At 46.5% G+C, this 15,407-nt stretch carries 17 protein-coding genes; 7 read left to right on the forward strand and 10 right to left on the reverse strand.

Going from position 1 to position 15,407, the window contains the following annotated elements; genetic code table 11:
* Nucleotides 1-5: 5 nt before the first annotated feature.
* Both purL and AACQ79_RS17065 read left to right on the forward strand, forming a co-directional pair.
* Complete coding sequence (purL, locus tag AACQ79_RS17060; protein WP_170899438.1) at nucleotides 6-3,902, forward strand: phosphoribosylformylglycinamidine synthase; 3,897 nt, start codon at nucleotides 6-8, stop codon at nucleotides 3,900-3,902.
* A 240-nt stretch (nucleotides 3,903-4,142) separates the two neighbouring features.
* Entirely contained in the window at nucleotides 4,143-4,376 is a 234-nt protein-coding gene (locus AACQ79_RS17065; protein WP_010319076.1) for a DUF3622 domain-containing protein, read from the forward strand.
* A 79-nt stretch (nucleotides 4,377-4,455) separates the two neighbouring features.
* Here AACQ79_RS17065 and AACQ79_RS17070 read toward each other — a convergent pair whose 3' ends face one another.
* The 5 genes from AACQ79_RS17070 to tsaA form a co-directional block, all read right to left on the reverse strand.
* On the reverse strand, nucleotides 4,456-4,647 hold the full coding sequence (locus tag AACQ79_RS17070; protein WP_010319077.1) for a DUF4250 domain-containing protein: 192 nt from the start codon (nucleotides 4,645-4,647) through the stop codon (nucleotides 4,456-4,458).
* Nucleotides 4,647-4,853 (reverse strand): YaeP family protein, encoded by a 207-nt coding sequence (locus AACQ79_RS17075; RefSeq protein ID WP_010319078.1) that lies wholly within the window; start codon nucleotides 4,851-4,853, stop codon nucleotides 4,647-4,649. Before AACQ79_RS17075 ends, AACQ79_RS17070 begins: the two co-directional genes overlap by 1 nt.
* Nucleotides 4,854-4,961: 108 nt before the next feature.
* Nucleotides 4,962-5,603, reverse strand: coding sequence for a tellurite resistance TerB family protein (locus tag AACQ79_RS17080; protein ID WP_088731992.1), 642 nt, complete (start codon nucleotides 5,601-5,603; stop codon nucleotides 4,962-4,964).
* Nucleotides 5,604-5,743: 140 nt separating this feature from the next.
* Nucleotides 5,744-7,459, reverse strand: a complete 1,716-nt coding sequence (locus tag AACQ79_RS17085; protein WP_017047972.1) for a proline--tRNA ligase — start codon at nucleotides 7,457-7,459, stop codon at nucleotides 5,744-5,746.
* 88 nt (nucleotides 7,460-7,547) lie between these two features.
* Nucleotides 7,548-8,243, reverse strand: coding sequence for a tRNA (N6-threonylcarbamoyladenosine(37)-N6)-methyltransferase TrmO (tsaA, locus tag AACQ79_RS17090; RefSeq protein ID WP_047688902.1), 696 nt, complete (start codon nucleotides 8,241-8,243; stop codon nucleotides 7,548-7,550).
* 121 nt (nucleotides 8,244-8,364) lie between these two features.
* On the opposite strand from tsaA, the gene AACQ79_RS17095 reads away from it, so the two are divergent.
* Nucleotides 8,365-8,619 carry a type B 50S ribosomal protein L31 gene (locus AACQ79_RS17095; RefSeq protein ID WP_010319081.1) on the forward strand — a complete coding sequence of 85 codons (255 nt, stop codon included), beginning with the start codon at nucleotides 8,365-8,367 and terminating at the stop codon, nucleotides 8,617-8,619.
* A 3-nt stretch (nucleotides 8,620-8,622) separates the two neighbouring features.
* Entirely contained in the window at nucleotides 8,623-8,748 is a 126-nt protein-coding gene (gene ykgO, locus AACQ79_RS17100) for a type B 50S ribosomal protein L36 (protein WP_010319082.1), read from the forward strand.
* Nucleotides 8,749-8,799: 51 nt separating this feature from the next.
* Here the strand turns inward: ykgO and AACQ79_RS17105 are convergent, their stop codons facing one another.
* Together AACQ79_RS17105 and AACQ79_RS17110 are read right to left on the reverse strand one after the other, a co-directional pair.
* Entirely contained in the window at nucleotides 8,800-9,249 is a 450-nt protein-coding gene (locus AACQ79_RS17105; RefSeq protein ID WP_026027673.1) for a YaiI/YqxD family protein, read from the reverse strand.
* 7 nt (nucleotides 9,250-9,256) lie between these two features.
* Entirely contained in the window at nucleotides 9,257-9,544 is a 288-nt protein-coding gene (locus AACQ79_RS17110; RefSeq protein WP_013857408.1) for a hypothetical protein, read from the reverse strand.
* Between the two features lie 868 nt (nucleotides 9,545-10,412).
* On the opposite strand from AACQ79_RS17110, the gene AACQ79_RS17115 reads away from it, so the two are divergent.
* Nucleotides 10,413-10,925: a GNAT family N-acetyltransferase gene (locus tag AACQ79_RS17115; protein WP_013857407.1), complete on the forward strand. Its 513-nt coding sequence runs from the start codon at nucleotides 10,413-10,415 to the stop codon at nucleotides 10,923-10,925.
* Here the strand turns inward: AACQ79_RS17115 and AACQ79_RS17120 are convergent.
* Both AACQ79_RS17120 and AACQ79_RS17125 read right to left on the reverse strand, forming a co-directional pair.
* The gene (locus AACQ79_RS17120; RefSeq protein WP_017045584.1) at nucleotides 10,885-11,184 is read right to left on the reverse strand and encodes a DUF3301 domain-containing protein; all 300 of its coding nucleotides are present in this window, start codon (nucleotides 11,182-11,184) and stop codon (nucleotides 10,885-10,887) included. The two genes, AACQ79_RS17115 and AACQ79_RS17120, sit on opposite strands and share 41 nt — an antisense overlap.
* Before the next feature lie 11 nt (nucleotides 11,185-11,195).
* Entirely contained in the window at nucleotides 11,196-12,239 is a 1,044-nt protein-coding gene (locus tag AACQ79_RS17125; protein WP_170899439.1) for a DUF3549 family protein, read from the reverse strand.
* A 122-nt stretch (nucleotides 12,240-12,361) separates the two neighbouring features.
* On the opposite strand from AACQ79_RS17125, the gene AACQ79_RS17130 reads away from it, so the two are divergent.
* Nucleotides 12,362-12,682: a YqcC family protein gene (locus tag AACQ79_RS17130; protein WP_017047976.1), complete on the forward strand. Its 321-nt coding sequence runs from the start codon at nucleotides 12,362-12,364 to the stop codon at nucleotides 12,680-12,682.
* Nucleotides 12,676-13,398: a tRNA pseudouridine(65) synthase TruC gene (gene truC / locus AACQ79_RS17135; RefSeq protein WP_064624677.1), complete on the forward strand. Its 723-nt coding sequence runs from the start codon at nucleotides 12,676-12,678 to the stop codon at nucleotides 13,396-13,398. The genes AACQ79_RS17130 and truC overlap by 7 nt, the downstream gene beginning before the upstream one ends.
* A gap of 125 nt (nucleotides 13,399-13,523) precedes the next feature.
* Here the strand turns inward: truC and dxs are convergent, their stop codons facing one another.
* Nucleotides 13,524-15,407: a 1-deoxy-D-xylulose-5-phosphate synthase gene (gene dxs, locus AACQ79_RS17140; RefSeq protein ID WP_013857403.1), complete on the reverse strand. Its 1,884-nt coding sequence runs from the start codon at nucleotides 15,405-15,407 to the stop codon at nucleotides 13,524-13,526.

The raw sequence follows: 15,407 nt of genomic DNA on the forward strand, positions 1-15,407 counted from the left end.
AGCACATGAGAATTTTGCGTGGCTCCCCAGCGCTTTCTGAGTTTCGTGTTAACAAACTCGTTGAACTTTGTCGTGAACAGCAACTGCCTGTATCGGGTATTTACGCGGAGTTCATGCATTTTGCTGATCTCTCTGCGGATTTAGACGCTCAATCCCTTGAAAAATTAGAGAAACTACTCACTTATGGCCCAACGATTCAAGAACATGAGCCACAAGGTCTTCTTTTACTGGTCACTCCTCGCCCTGGAACCATCTCGCCTTGGTCTTCCAAAGCGACGGATATTGCGCATAACTGTGGTTTGAATGAGGTGAAGCGCTTAGAGCGAGGCACGGCTTACTACATCGAATTAGATCGCGAACTTTCTCAACCGCAACTTGTTACGCTTTATTCCCTGCTGTACGACCGAATGATGGAAGTCGTGTTTACCGATTTCGAATCAGCAACCTCACTGTTTAAAGTCGCTGAACCAGCTCCCGTAGCGTACGTCGACTTGCTGAATGGCGGCCGCTCAGCGCTTGAAAAAGCAAACGTTACCCTTGGGCTTGCATTGGCTGACGATGAAATTGATTATTTGTTCGAAAGCTTCGTCACTAAGCTTGAGCGTAATCCAACCGATATCGAATTAATGATGTTTGCTCAAGCAAACTCTGAGCATTGTCGCCATAAAATCTTCAATGCCGATTGGACTATTGATGGCGTTAAGCAAGATAAATCGCTGTTTAAGATGATCAAAAACACTTATGAAGTGACTCCTGATCACGTGCTGTCTGCCTATAAAGATAATGCCGCCGTCATGGTGGGTTCAGAAGTTGGGCGTTTTTTCCCTGATCCAGAGACACGCCAATATGGTTATCACCATGAAAAAGCGCATATTTTAATGAAGGTGGAAACACACAACCACCCGACGGCGATTGCTCCTTGGCCGGGCGCATCAACGGGTTCCGGTGGTGAAATTCGTGACGAAGGTGCAACGGGGATTGGTGGAAAACCTAAAGCCGGGTTAGTCGGTTTTACTACTTCAAACTTGCGTATTCCTAATTTTGTGCAGCCTTGGGAAACGGATTTTGGTAAACCGGGGCGCATTGTCACGGCACTTGATATTATGCTGGAAGGCCCGCTCGGTGGCGCGGCTTTTAACAACGAATTTGGTCGTCCAAACTTGTTAGGTTACTTCCGTACTTACGAAGAGAAAGTTAACTCTCATGCTGGTGAAGAAGTGCGTGGTTATCACAAACCAATCATGATTGCTGGTGGGATGGGGAATATCCGCGACGAGCATGTGCAGAAAAAAGAGATCCCTGTTGGCGCGAGCTTAATTGTGCTTGGTGGTCCGGCAATGAACATTGGCCTTGGTGGGGGGGCCGCTTCTTCTATGGCATCTGGTCAATCTGCGGAAGATCTTGATTTTGCGTCGGTACAGCGTGAAAACCCAGAGATGGAACGCCGCTGCCAAGAGGTGATTGATCGCTGCTGGCAACTCGGTGAGGCGAATCCGATCGCCTTTATCCATGATGTGGGCGCTGGTGGTATCTCAAACGCATTGCCTGAGCTTGTTGATGATGGTGAACGTGGCGGTATTTTCCAACTGCGTGATGTACCTAACGATGAGCCGGGAATGAGCCCGCTTGAAATTTGGTGTAATGAATCACAAGAGCGTTACGTACTGGCTGTAGCGCCAGAAAACATGGCGCGCTTTGACGCCATTTGCCAACGTGAGCGCGCGCCTTATGCTGTTGTGGGCATTGCCACTGAAGAGCGTGAACTGAAATTGGAAGATTCACATTTCGACAATACGCCAATTGATATGCCGATGGACGTATTGCTTGGCAAAACACCTAAAATGTATCGTGATGTGAAGACGCTGAAAGTTAATAATCCAGCACTTGATCGCCGTGATATCGAATTGAACGAAGCGATTGATCGTATACTGCGTCTCCCTGCGGTTGCAGAAAAAACCTTCCTCATCACCATTGGTGACCGAACCGTCACTGGCTTGGTCGCTCGTGACCAAATGGTTGGTCCGTGGCAAGTGCCAGTAGCAAACTGCGCGGTCACTGCGGCAAGTTATGATACTTACCATGGCGAAGCGATGTCGATGGGTGAGCGCACGCCAGTTGCCTTGCTGGATTTTGGGGCATCGGCACGTTTAGCCGTGGGCGAAGCGATCACCAATATTGCCGCTACCCATATCGGTGATATCAAACACATTAAGTTGTCGGCGAACTGGATGTCACCAGCGGGTCACCCAGGTGAAGATGCTGGTTTGTATGAGGCAGTAAAAGCGGTCGGTGAAGAGCTTTGTCCTGCGCTCGGCCTGACTATCCCAGTGGGTAAAGATTCGATGTCGATGAAGACCAAATGGGATGAAAATGGCGAACAAAAAGAAGTGACCTCTCCGCTATCATTGGTGATCACGGCATTTGCTCGTGTTGAAGATGTACGTAACACCATCACCCCTCAGTTAAGAACCGATAAGGGCGAAACCTCACTGGTTTTGATTGATTTAGGTAATGGTAAGAATCGCTTGGGCGCAACGGCGTTAGCACAAGTCTACAAACAGTTGGGTGATAAACCCGCAGACGTAGATAATACGGCGCAGCTTAAAGCCTTCTATGAAGCGATCCAAACCTTGGTCGCGAATCAGCAGATTATTGCCTATCACGATAAAGGTGACGGTGGTTTATTCGTTACTCTAGCTGAAATGGCCTTTGCTGGTCATTGTGGCGTGAAAGCCGATATCGCCGCGCTAGGTGATGATGCATTGGCCGCGTTATTTAATGAAGAGCTGGGCGCAGTCATTCAAGTTCGTCGCCACGATTTAGAGACGGTGATCTCGACGCTAACGGCGCATGGTTTACAAGCGTGTTCACACGTTATCGGTCGTGTTGACGCTTCTGATGAACTAGCCATTACCGCTGGTGAACAACCTATTGTTGTGCGTAACCGCACCGAACTTCGCACCATTTGGGCTGAAACTACGCATAAAATGCAAGCGCTACGCGATAACCCGCAGTGCGCGGATCAAGAGTTTGCAGCAAAACAAGATAACAGTGATAAAGGTCTTAACGTCAGTTTGAGCTTTGACGTGCAACAAGATGTTGCGGCACCGTATATTGCTAAAGGCGTGAAGCCAAAAATGGCTATTTTGCGCGAGCAAGGGGTTAACTCACACGTTGAAATGGCGGCAGCGTTTGATCGCGCAGGCTTTGAAACAACCGATATACACATGAGCGACATCTTAACGGGTCAAGCGGTGCTTGAAGAGTACCAAGGCCTCGTCGCATGTGGTGGGTTCTCTTATGGTGACGTATTGGGCGCGGGCGAAGGCTGGGCGAAATCAGTGCTGTTTAATGTACAAGCTCGTGAACAGTTCCAACGTTTCTTCCAACGTGAAGATACTTTCTCGCTAGGAGTGTGTAACGGCTGTCAAATGCTGTCGAATTTGAAAGAGTTAATCCCTGGTGCGGATTTATGGCCGCGTTTTGTGCGCAATGAATCAGAGCGTTTTGAAGCGCGCTTTAGCTTAGTGGAAGTGCAGCAATCTGATTCACTGTTTTTTAATGAGATGGCTGGCTCGCGCATGCCGATTGCGGTTTCGCATGGCGAAGGGCGCGTTGAAGTTCGTGATACGGCACATTTAACGGCGATTGAACAATCAGGCACCGTTGCGCTGCGTTTTGTGGATAACAACGGCCATGCCACGCAGCAATATCCGAACAACCCAAATGGTTCACCAAATGCCATTACAGGCTTAACGACTCAAGATGGCCGTGTGACGATCATGATGCCGCACCCAGAGCGCGTGTTCCGCACGGTAGCGAACTCTTGGCATCCTGATTCTTGGGGTGAAAACAGCCCATGGATGCGTATGTTCCAAAATGCACGTAAGAACTTAGGGTAACTCACCTTGTCGCCAGTGAGAGAAACGACTTAGTCTTGTTATTCCAGCCGCTGCAACTCAGCGGCTTTTTTGTTTACTTTGAGGATGAATTTTTTGTAAAAAATGCAGAAAAAAATTGTGATTTGTGCTCTAATGCCGCGCTTACCAAGGGATGGTGTTCAACATCCGCCGCCATATAATATAATGGCGCGCGACAAACGTTGATGAGTAATCCCTTATTATTCCCTTAGGAAAACGAAAATGTCAGAAAGTAAAAAATTTACCATCAAAGTGACTGAAAAGCGCAATGGTTGGGCGGCGGAAATCGTACGTCAAGTGACCTCTCGCAGAAGTGTTGTTTCAAAGCGCGAAATGGGTTTTGAAAGCGAAGCACAAGCACAAGCTTGGGCGGAAAAAGAGCTCAGTGGCTTTATTGAGAACCAAGCGAAACGCAATGAGCGTAAGGCTCTGGCAAGAAAAGAGAAAAAAGCTTAGTACAAAAAATCTGAGTGCTGTGCTTTAAGAACTGTTATTTGAACGAAAACCCGCTTTAAATTAGCGGGTTTTTTATGCCTTAACGAAATTGACCGATTTGCGGTAAAAACTCAAAGCCTGCACTGGCTAAGCGAGCTTCTAATGCCGCCCGATCGATATCAAAGTCATCCGCCAGCTTATCAAGATCGCCATTAAAATCATCACGTAGCTTCATATTGATGATGCTCATCAGCATGATTGGATCCATCGAGGCAAAATTGGCTAAATTCATCACTTATCCTCGAAATCAGAAATCAGCAAGTTAGCTGCCGCAAAGGCTGCTTGCTCTCGAACCGCTTTTGGCAGCGATTCGTCTGCTGCGACATCATTCAAGGTTTTGATGGCGCAGGAGATTGCTTGAGGAATATAAGCTTGATCACCACTGCCTATCTGCGCATAAAGCTCGCGCACTAATTCACAACAACCGTAAACTTGCATAGATTAAATCCTAACTAATGATAATGGCTCTCAATATACACATTACGTTTGGCAAAGACAAAATCAGAACTTGCGTTTGCGCAAGCTCTGATTGCATGTGATGAAACTTTAAGCGTTCACTTGCTGCTCTAGCGCCATGACCAGATCGTCGGCTAGCTGTAGTTGCTTAGCAAGCTCGTTCAGATACGCTTTTTCCATGAAATTTTGTTCATCGGCGATAAGTAAAGAGGCCAGATAAAGCTCACTCGCTTGTGCGGGCGTTGTGGCTAACTGTGCAATAGCCGTGGGATCGAGCGGTTTATGCAGCTCATTTTTTACCAGCTGCTGCAATTGGTTATCTGCGCCCATTTCAGAGATGGCTTGCTCAATTTTCGCCATTTCTTGTTCATCCACATGGCCATCAGCTTTTGCGGCGGCAATCATCGCTTTTAGGATCAGCGTGCTGTGGCTAGCATCATTAGGGTCAAAGCTAGACTGCGGTTGAGTGGTAGTTTGTTTTGCTTGCCAGTCATTATACGCTTTATAGGCTAGTGCGCCGAGCGCCGCTGCTCCACCAATCCCTATCACTTTAGTGCCTATTTTTTTTGCTTTCTTCGAGCCCATCAATAAACCGATTAGGCCACCACCGAGTGCACCAGCTCCTAAGGTTTTGAGTTTACTTGAATCTTGTGTGATAGCGCCGAGTTGGCTTGAACCTTGTTTTACGATGTCTGAATTCAATGCTTGGTTAAGTAAACTTTTTAGATCCATAGGTCACCTCCATTAATAATGGATTAAAGAATAGATCACCGTAGATGAATCGAAGATTAATATGCTTGAAAAAGCTTGTGTGGCTGGTGACAAAATAAAAAAGGTTGCCATTTAGGCAACCTTTTCAAGAGCACACTTTATTAGGCGATTTGAGCATTAATAAAGGAGACTATTTCATTCATAGCGACGGCCGACTTCTCACCACTGCGGCGATGTTTATATTCGAAGTTGCCCTCATCCATACTGCGATCGCCAATAATGATGGTATGTGGTACACCGATCAGTTCCATATCTGAGAACATTACGCCCGGGCGCTCTTTACGATCATCAAATAGCACTTCAATACCAGCTGCGGTCAATTCCGCATACAGCTTTTCAGCAGCTTGTTGGACGCGCTCTGATTTGTGCATGTTCATGGGGACAATCGCCACTTGGAAAGGTGCGATCGCGTCAGGCCAGATGATGCCGTATTTATCGTTGTTTTGTTCGATGGCTGATGCTACAACGCGTGATACACCAATGCCGTAACAACCCATCTCTAAAATGGTGTTTTTACCATTGGAATCAAGAACGCCACAGTTCATTTTCTCAGAGTAGTTAGTACCCAATTGGAAAATATGACCCACTTCGATACCGCGTTTGAGCATTAGTGTCCCTTTGCCACATGGGCTTGGGTCGCCTTCAACGACGTTACGGAGGTCTTCCACTTTCGCTAGCTCAACGTCACGGCCCCAGTTGATGCCAAAGTAGTGTTTGCCATCGATGTTGGCTCCTGCGCCAAAATCGCTCATGACGGCTACGCTGTGATCAACGATAAACGGCAATTCAAGACCAACAGGGCCAAGAGAGCCTGGGCCTGCGCCAATCAGTGCGCGAATCTCTTCTTCGCTAGCCATTTCTAGCGGAGCGGCAACTTCAGCGAGTTTCTCGGCTTTGATTTCATTGAGTTCATGATCACCACGGATAATCAGTGCCACGATAGAGGCATCGATCTCATCAGATGCTTTTACAAACAGTGTTTTAACTGTTTTCTCAATCGGTAGGCCATGCTGCTCAACCAATTCAGCGATGGTTTTGGCGTTTGGCGTATCAACCTGCGTCATCTCTTGAGTTGGCGCGGCGCGCTCAACGGCTGGCGCAATGGCTTCCGCTTTTTCGATGTTGGCGGCGTAATCCGATTCAGTTGAGAAGGCGATGATGTCTTCACCACTTTCAGCCAATACATGGAACTCATGAGAGCCGTTACCACCGATAGCGCCGGTGTCGGCTAGTACTGGGCGGTAATCAAGCCCCATGCGATCGAAGGCTTTACAGTAAGCTTCGTGCATCGCTTGGTAAGATTTCTCTAAGCCTGCTTTATCAATATCAAAGCTATAGGCATCCATCATGCAGAATTCACGAGCACGCATCACACCAAAACGAGGACGTCTCTCATCACGGAATTTGGTTTGAATCTGGTACAGGTTCAGCGGCAATTGCTTGTAAGAGCTGACTTCGTTGCGTACCAAGCTGGTGATTACTTCTTCTGCTGTTGGACTAAGCACAAACGGACGAGTATGGCGGTCAGTAAAGCGAAGTAGCTCAGGGCCCATTTTCTCAGAGCGGCCTGTCTCTTCCCACAGTTCAAACGGTTGCACAACGGGCATCAAGGTTTCGATTGCACCGGCATTGTCGATCTCTTGACGAACGATGTTTTCGACTTTACGCAGCACACGTAGACCAGTAGGCAGCCAGGTATAAAGACCTGAAGCCAGCTTACGGATCATACCTGCACGTAACATGAGCTGATGGCTCACGACTTCTGCGTCGTTTGGAGTCTCCTTCAAAGTAGAAAGAAGATATTTACTGGTACGCATTCTATGGTATCCGTTTCATGATGGTTAAAAGCGCTCTCCAATGAGAGGCTAGAATTAAGCCGCTAATAATATCAGCCAATCGGCTTTGTCAAAAGCGTTCTATTGCGGTTACTGAGACTAAGTTGTTTGCGATAGTGAATTTTACGTTCAGATCGAACAGATTTACCGCATATTCTTTATGATCGATTTTGTGTTTCTTATAGGCTGGGCGAGGGTCTTGAGCCAGCACTTGCTCTATGACGGCTTTAACCATGTCGTGATCTGCACGCGCATTCAGTGCTGTTAACGCCGCTTGGCTAAAGGTCACTGCGATCTTGTCGGGCTCGCTCTCGGCATAGCCACCGCTGGCTGTGGCTATCGAATCGGAATAGGGAATATAGGGTTTGATGTCAATGATCGGTGTGTTATCGACTAAATCTACGCTGCCTAGTTCCAAATAAACCTGATCACCTTGTTGAGTGACGCCTTTCAATTCAACGGCAGACATACCGATACCGTTAGGTCGAAACGTGGCCCGTGAAGCAAATACGCCGATCCGCTCATTTCCGCCTAAGCGCGGTGGGCGCACCGTCGGTTTCCAACCGGCATCGAGGTTTTGGTCAAACAGAAAAAGTAACCAGACATGGCTAAATTGTTCGATGCCTCGCACCGACTCTAAGCAATTAGCGTGACCGATGAGCTTGACTCTCGCGCTTGCGCTCGCCACTAAGCGAGGTTGGCGAGGAACGGCAAATTTTTCTTTATAAGGCGTTTCAATAGTACCAATCGGAGCAATGGTGTGCATATCCGTATCCGTCTTTTTTCACGTTGGTTGAGAAAAATATCATATTTAAGCTTGCTTTTCTTCTTGGTAATGATTATTAATTGGCATGTTATAACATAACAATTTAAGTGAGGGGAAATTGATGAAAGACGGAATTCATCCGCCATACCAAAAAGTGGTTTTCCACGACACCAGTGTGGATAAGTATTTTATTGTGGGTTCAACGCTAAAAACTGATCGGACGATCGAGTGGGAAGATGGCAACACCTATCCTTATTTCACCTTAGATGTGTCGTCTGAATCGCATCCGTATTACACCGGTAAGCAGCGAGTTGTTCAAAAAGAAGGACGAGTGGCGAATTTCAATCGTCGCTTTGCTCAGTTTGGTAAGGAGTAAACTATGAAAGTATTAAGTTCATTAAAAAGCGCAAAATCACGTCATCCAGATTGTCAAATCGTCAAAAGACGCGGTCGTTTATATGTAATTTGTAAAACCAATCCAAGATTTAAGGCGGTTCAGCGCTAATGAAGAGAAACGGTTGGACAGGCTAGTGATTGTCCAACCGTCAAAACGTGGTTATTTGTTCGCTTTAGCCAAAATGCGATCCAAATGGTTGGCAAATTCGCGTCGTTCTGTTTGAGAAAGCGCACTTGGTCCGCCAGTTTGGATACCGCTTGATCGCATTGTGTCCATAAAATCTCGAATATTGAGGCGAGCCTTGATGGTCTCTTTGGTATACAGCTCACCACGAGAATTGAGTGCCAAGCCACCTTTGGTTATCACTTCATCGGCCAGCGGAATATCGGAAGTAATTACCAAATCGCCCACTTCTACCCGTTTGACGATTTCGTTATCGGCAACATCAAAACCACTGGGGACTTGCAGTGAACGAATGTTGGATCGTTGCGGAATCGGAACGACATGATTGGCCACAAAAGTACATTCAACGCCCGTCCTTTCGGCTGCGCGGACAATGGTTTCACGAATTACTTTCGGACATGCATCGGCGTCCACCCAAATTTTCATCATTCAATTACTTCTCGGTTAGTTGTGCCTCTAGGGCTGCTACTCGGGCTGACAAAGCGGCTAGTTGCGTTTCAAGTTCGGCTACCTTGTTCGCGCTATTTTCCGTACTAACGCTCACTTCTACTTTGGGAACTCGGTGTGCATTTTTCCAACTTTTGATGGTTGCAATCAAGGCTGGCATTGGCACTGAGGTGCTAAGACGTGACTTTACTAAGGCCACACTCGGTTCCTTTCCTTGTTGTTGTAAGAGAGTCAAGATGCTTTCTAGTTCTTGAGTGACATCTTTTGTGAGCATAGGTTGTCCTTTTTGTGAGTGGCTGTGATCTTACCTTTTATTTACCAAGAGCAAAAGTGGCGAAGTGATGTAAGAGATCTCGCACATTGTTTGTAAGAAATCACAGTGTTTAACGCAGTGTTTGGTGGTGATTTTTTTATAACTATTTGTTTTTAATTAATATATCTATTTCTTTAGGTTGTTTTTTTAAAAATGATATTTTTAGGTGATTGTTTCTTAAAGCCAAACGAGTAAATTGAACCCTGTCGGAAGGATTCTGACAAGGAATTACAAAGCACCAAGGTTTGGTCTCTTCAGGAAGAAGACAAGGTTGTTCACGAAGAATAACCACGCAGGATGCTAGGACAGCGTAAGGATACAACAGTTGGCAGGATGCGAGCTGCATGGATTGGCGATGGACACCTTGTGGATAAGGCAGGACAACATCAGGATGATGTTATGGACACCGCTCAAGGAACAAGTGATGAGTATTGACCGGAGTGTTAGTACCATGGAAAGTTTGGACACCGCTAGGATGGCGATGCAGGATGAGCCGAAGAATTGGCCACTATTATGGATGATGCATGGAGCACACAATTTAGTAGCTGGACTGCTGCGAGTAAGACTTTAAGCCTCGACACATGCGTGTTGAGGCTTTTCTTATTACTTGCATTCTGGCTTTAGCGTGTTGTTGCTTCAAAAAAAGTTCATATGATAAGTGCAGCAAAATAATAACAACAAAAAAACAATCTAGATCAATTACCTCATCGTTCGGTTGGTTTAATTTTCGGCTTCTTTGCAAAAATAGAGTACCAGATTTTATCTGGGCTAAGGCGTATTGCCCTGAGCCTAGTTGAGTCTTTCGGTATTATTTTGCGGCTAACAAGGATTGTACGTGACAACCGTAACAAGAAGAACGCTTCTTCTCCCTTACACCGATTCGTTAGAGTCTGATTTTTTGATGCTCAATTGTTGCGCCAAAAATCGGGCACAGATGAATGGCCCTAAAACGGTCGCTTCAGCAAAACAGCTTTTTCAACGAGTGCTTCATGATCCTCATTTGTACGCAATGGCGGTGTTAGATAATTATAACCGCGAATACATGGGGCATTTGTTCATTGAACTTGACGAAGAGCGAGCAGAACTCGGTTTTCTGTTTGATAAATTGTATTGGGGCAAAGGCATTGCAACTGAGGCATTGAAGGCTTTTTTACCTAAAGCAGCCTACCAATTGCAACGACAAAAAATTACAGCCACTGCTAATATTGGCCACCATGCCTCTATTGCGGTACTCAAAAAACTCGGCTTTGAGCTGTTGGGTGAGAAAGAAGATGTTTTTGGCCCTTATTGGGAATTTGAGTTTACATACGATGAGGCGGCAAATGAAAAGCAGATGGCCTAAAGCCTATCATTTGTAATTCACCTTGGTAGCAGTCGTCACCTAGTGCAGAAAACTCAAACCAATAAACAGTATGCCAACGCCAGAGTCCTTCTGGCGTTTTGAATTTGTGGCGTCCAAAAGCAACGCTGATCAGCTGTAAGTCGAGTTGTTCGCATTTTCGACTGATCGCCGCTTTTGCCAATTCGGCTTGGCGACGCTGTTGCCAGAAAAGAAAGCAGCCCAAGCTGAGTAATAAAATAGCCAATAGATCGCCTAGCATAAACATTCCAGTTATTGAGTTTTGGTCGCTTGCTGTAAGCGAATTAAGGCATCGGCTAATTCGAACGAAGGGCTAGAATGCAGCAGTGGCAGCAGTACCATTCGCAGTTCTGGCAGCATCACTAAATCAGCAAAGAGCTGGTTAAAGAGGGCTTGATTGCCTGTTTGCGCCAAGCGTAATAAAAACGTTTCGGCAAGCAATGGGTTAGACAATACATGCCACGAGCGCCCTGCAATGGCAATTAATATCTCTTGATGGCTCAAGCGTGGGCTTTGCAGAATACGTTCAACCAAGGTCGCGGTGAGTGCATTATTCGTACCTGATAAGGCTCGTATTAAGGCAGAGAGTAAGAACAGATCAGGTTCGTGGCTTTCGATGTGCAGCATTGCCATCTCTTGCAAACGCAGCGCCAACTTATCATTCAACGGTGCACTATGTTCGAGTGCCCCCAGCAGGGCATACAAAGGCTGAGCGGGGAGGTGGTTTAATGCTTTCCTTAGTAACACGCTATTTTGTTCTTTGTTTAAACGAGCACAAATATCAGTAATGCCTTGTAAGCCGACCGTCTGCCAGTTTTCCCAGCCTAAATCCCCACTAAAATAGTGTTGCGCATGCTCATAATATTGGCTTGATGGTAGGTTCAACTGGGCGCGTATTTGGCTGTGGAATACTGCCATTTTGTCGTCGCTCGGTTTAAAGGTATAAGGGTTATTGGCAAGCTTTTGCTGCTGCTCATCGCTGAGATCTTGATGCAAACGTGACCCCATCGCTTCAAGTACAAACTTGATGAAGTTACCTATCTCAGCTTGTTTGAGTAGGCCGCGTTCATCCAAAGAGAATTTAAGAAACCAGATCCAAGGTTGTTGGGCTTGGTTCCAATACGCGATAGCAAGATGAGCATGACGCTGCAATGGATAGGGATACGGTTGTTGACCTTTTTCTACTTGAGAAAAGTGTGTATTTTCAATCGGGCAGATGCGTCTTCCTAAATCAAAGATCCGATATTGGCTACCACTATTGGTGAGCAATTGGCTAAGCGTATGAATGGTATCCATGGATAAAGTGGCCTTAACTTGTGTTCTTGAATAACTATTTTTGATCAATAACTCTCTTTGAACAATAAATGGTACTCTATAGCCCATTTTCAAGGTCACTTAGCAAATTAACTTGGTGAATAATGACAGTAAGCACAGAACTTACCCACCTGTTGAAGCAATTAGAAACTCAGCTACGCAATACTCAGTGCTGGCAATCTCAGCCGCCAAGCGAAAGCGCATTGATGAGCACAGAGCCTTTCTCCATCGATACCCTCACTCCGGAGCAGTGGCTGCAGTGGATTTTCATCCCCAAAATGTTATTGGCAATTGAGCAGCAAACAGAGCTTCCTCAAGGGTTTTCGCTCACTCCCTATTTTGAAGAGGCATGGCAACATCAAGCGGAATTGGCTGAGGTGATTGCGTTGCTACGTTTGATTGATGAGGTAAGCCAACCATGTTAGAGATTCTGTATCAGGACGATGATTTGGTCGCCGTGAATAAACCCGCAGGAATGCTGGTGCATCGCTCATGGCTAGATAAACACGAAACGCAATTTGTGATGCAAACGCTGCGCGATCAAATTGGCCAGCATGTGTTTCCCCTACATCGATTAGATAGGCCAACTTCTGGCGTGCTCGTGTTTGCGCTCTCCAGTGAAGTGGCGGCGCAAATGATGCCGATGTTTGCCAACCATCAAATGGAAAAAACGTACCATGCGATTGTGCGTGGTTGGATTGAACAAGGGGATGTGCTTGATTACCCACTCAAAATCGAGCTAGATAAAATTGCCGATAAGTTTGCCAAACAAGATAAAGAAGCCCAAGAAGCGATCACCGCTTATCAACCATTAGCGACAGTAGAAGTGCCGTATTCAACCGGGCGTTTCCCAACCAGCCGCTACTGTTTGGTGGAAATGAAACCGCAAACGGGCCGTAAACATCAGTTGCGTCGTCATATGCACCATTTGAGTCATCCGATTATTGGTGATACCACTCATGGTGATGGAAAGCACAACCGCCTATTTCGCGATCATTATGACGCGCAGCGTCTGATGCTCCATGCCTCTGAATTACGTTTTACTCATCCGTTTACTGGCCAAACATTAGTGCTTAAAGCTGGTTTTGATGAGGTATGGCAACGGCTGTTTACTCAGTTTGAGTGGAGCCAGCCGATATAAAAACAAAACCCTCGCGATGCGAGGGTTTTGAGTATTGGGATGTAACTGAAAGTGGTGTAGCTTATCGAGCTATTCGGTTCATAAAAACCTTCAGTTCATAAAACCGACAGCTTATAAAACGCTCGCTATTTTGCTAAATATTCTTGAATGGAACGCTCGATTCCTTTGGCATCTAAACCTAATTCTGCATGCAGCTCTTCTTGTGTGCCTTGAGCGATGAATTGATCAGGCAAACCTAGATTGAGTACCGGTTTTAGGATTTTCTCTTTCATCATCAGTTCAATGACGCCGGCACCCGCACCACCTGCAATCGCGTTCTCTTCCAAGGTCACTAGCACATCATGTTGCGCAGCCAGTTGGCGAATGAGTGTTTCATCAAGGGGCTTAACAAATCGCATGTCAGCCACTGTTGCATTTAGCTTATCGGCTGCTTCAAGCGCATTTGGTAGGAAAGTGCCAAAGTTGAGGATCGCGATTTTTTCATTCGCGATAGCCGTGTCACATTGGCGCATAATGCGTCCTTTGCCAATCTCTAACGCACTAAATTGGGTTTGGATTTCGACTCCCATGCCATTGCCACGAGGATAACGCACTGCGCTTGGCCCTGTGTGTTTATGGCCGGTATAGAGCATTTGTCGGCACTCATTTTCATCGGCGGGTGCCATGATCACCATGTTGGGAATGCAGCGCATGAAGCTTAAATCAAACGCACCTTGGTGAGTTTGGCCATCAGCTCCGACTAACCCTGCGCGGTCAATGGCAAACATAACCGGTAAATTCATGATGGCAACATCGTGGATCAGTTGATCATAACCCCGTTGTAAAAAGGTTGAGTAGATCGCCACTATCGGATGATCTCCCGCAATCGCCATACCTGTCGCAAGGGTGACGGCATGTTGCTCAGCAATCGCCACATCAAAATATTGTTGTGGGAACTCTTTTGAAAAGCGAACCATGCCAGAGCCTTCGCGCATCGCGGGTGTAATCGCCATTAATTTTGGATCTTGCGCGGCCATGTCGCATAAAAAATCGCCAAAGATTTTAGAAAAAGTAGGTTTAGCATTGCTGCTTTTTGGTAGGCTAGTGTGGCTCGGGTCAAATTTAGGAACGCCATGGTAACCAATCGGATCTTTTTCTGCGGGCTCATAGCCTTTGCCTTTTTTGGTCATGATGTGCAAAAACTGCGGGCCTTTGAGCTCGCGCATGTTGCGTAATGTCTTGATAAGTTCAATCACATCATGGCCATCGACTGGGCCGATATAGTTAAATCCAAGCTCTTCAAACAAGGTGCCGGGTACGACCATGCCTTTCAAGTGCTCTTCTGTGCGGCGTACCAGCTCTTTGATAGGCGGTATGCCAGAGAGCACTTTTTTGCCTCCTTCACGGATTGAGGTATAAAGGCTACCGGAAAGCAGTTGCGCTAAATGATTATTCAGTGCGCCGACGTTTTCAGAGATCGACATTTCGTTGTCGTTGAGCACGACTAACATATCCGGATGAACGTCGCCAGCATGGTTCATTGCTTCAAAGGCCATGCCTGCTGTGATAGCACCATCACCAATCACGCCCACCACTTTGCGATTTTTCCCTTCTTTACCTGCACTGATCGCCATCCCTAAGGCGGCACTGATTGAGGTGGACGAGTGGCCGACAGAGAGCGTGTCATATTCACTTTCTTCACGCCAAGGAAAAGGATGAAGACCGTCTTTTTGACGAATGGTCGACATTTGCTCGCGGCGACCAGTTAAGATTTTGTGCGGGTAAGCTTGGTGGCCTACATCCCAAATCAGCTGATCAAAAGGGGTGTTATAGACGTAGTGTAGGGCAACCGTTAATTCAACCGTGCCTAAGCCTGACGCAAGGTGGCCACTCGACTGACTGACGGAATTGAGAAGGTAGTTTCTTAATTCATCACACAACGTTGGCAGAACCTCTTTCGGCAGACTGCGCAGTTCATCGGGTGTATTTGCTAAAGCCAGTGTTGGGTATTTTGAAATATCAAGAGTCAT

This window comes from Vibrio sp. 3-2(1), from assembly GCF_963887575.1.
In the GTDB taxonomy this organism is placed as follows: domain Bacteria; phylum Pseudomonadota; class Gammaproteobacteria; order Enterobacterales; family Vibrionaceae; genus Vibrio; species Vibrio anguillarum.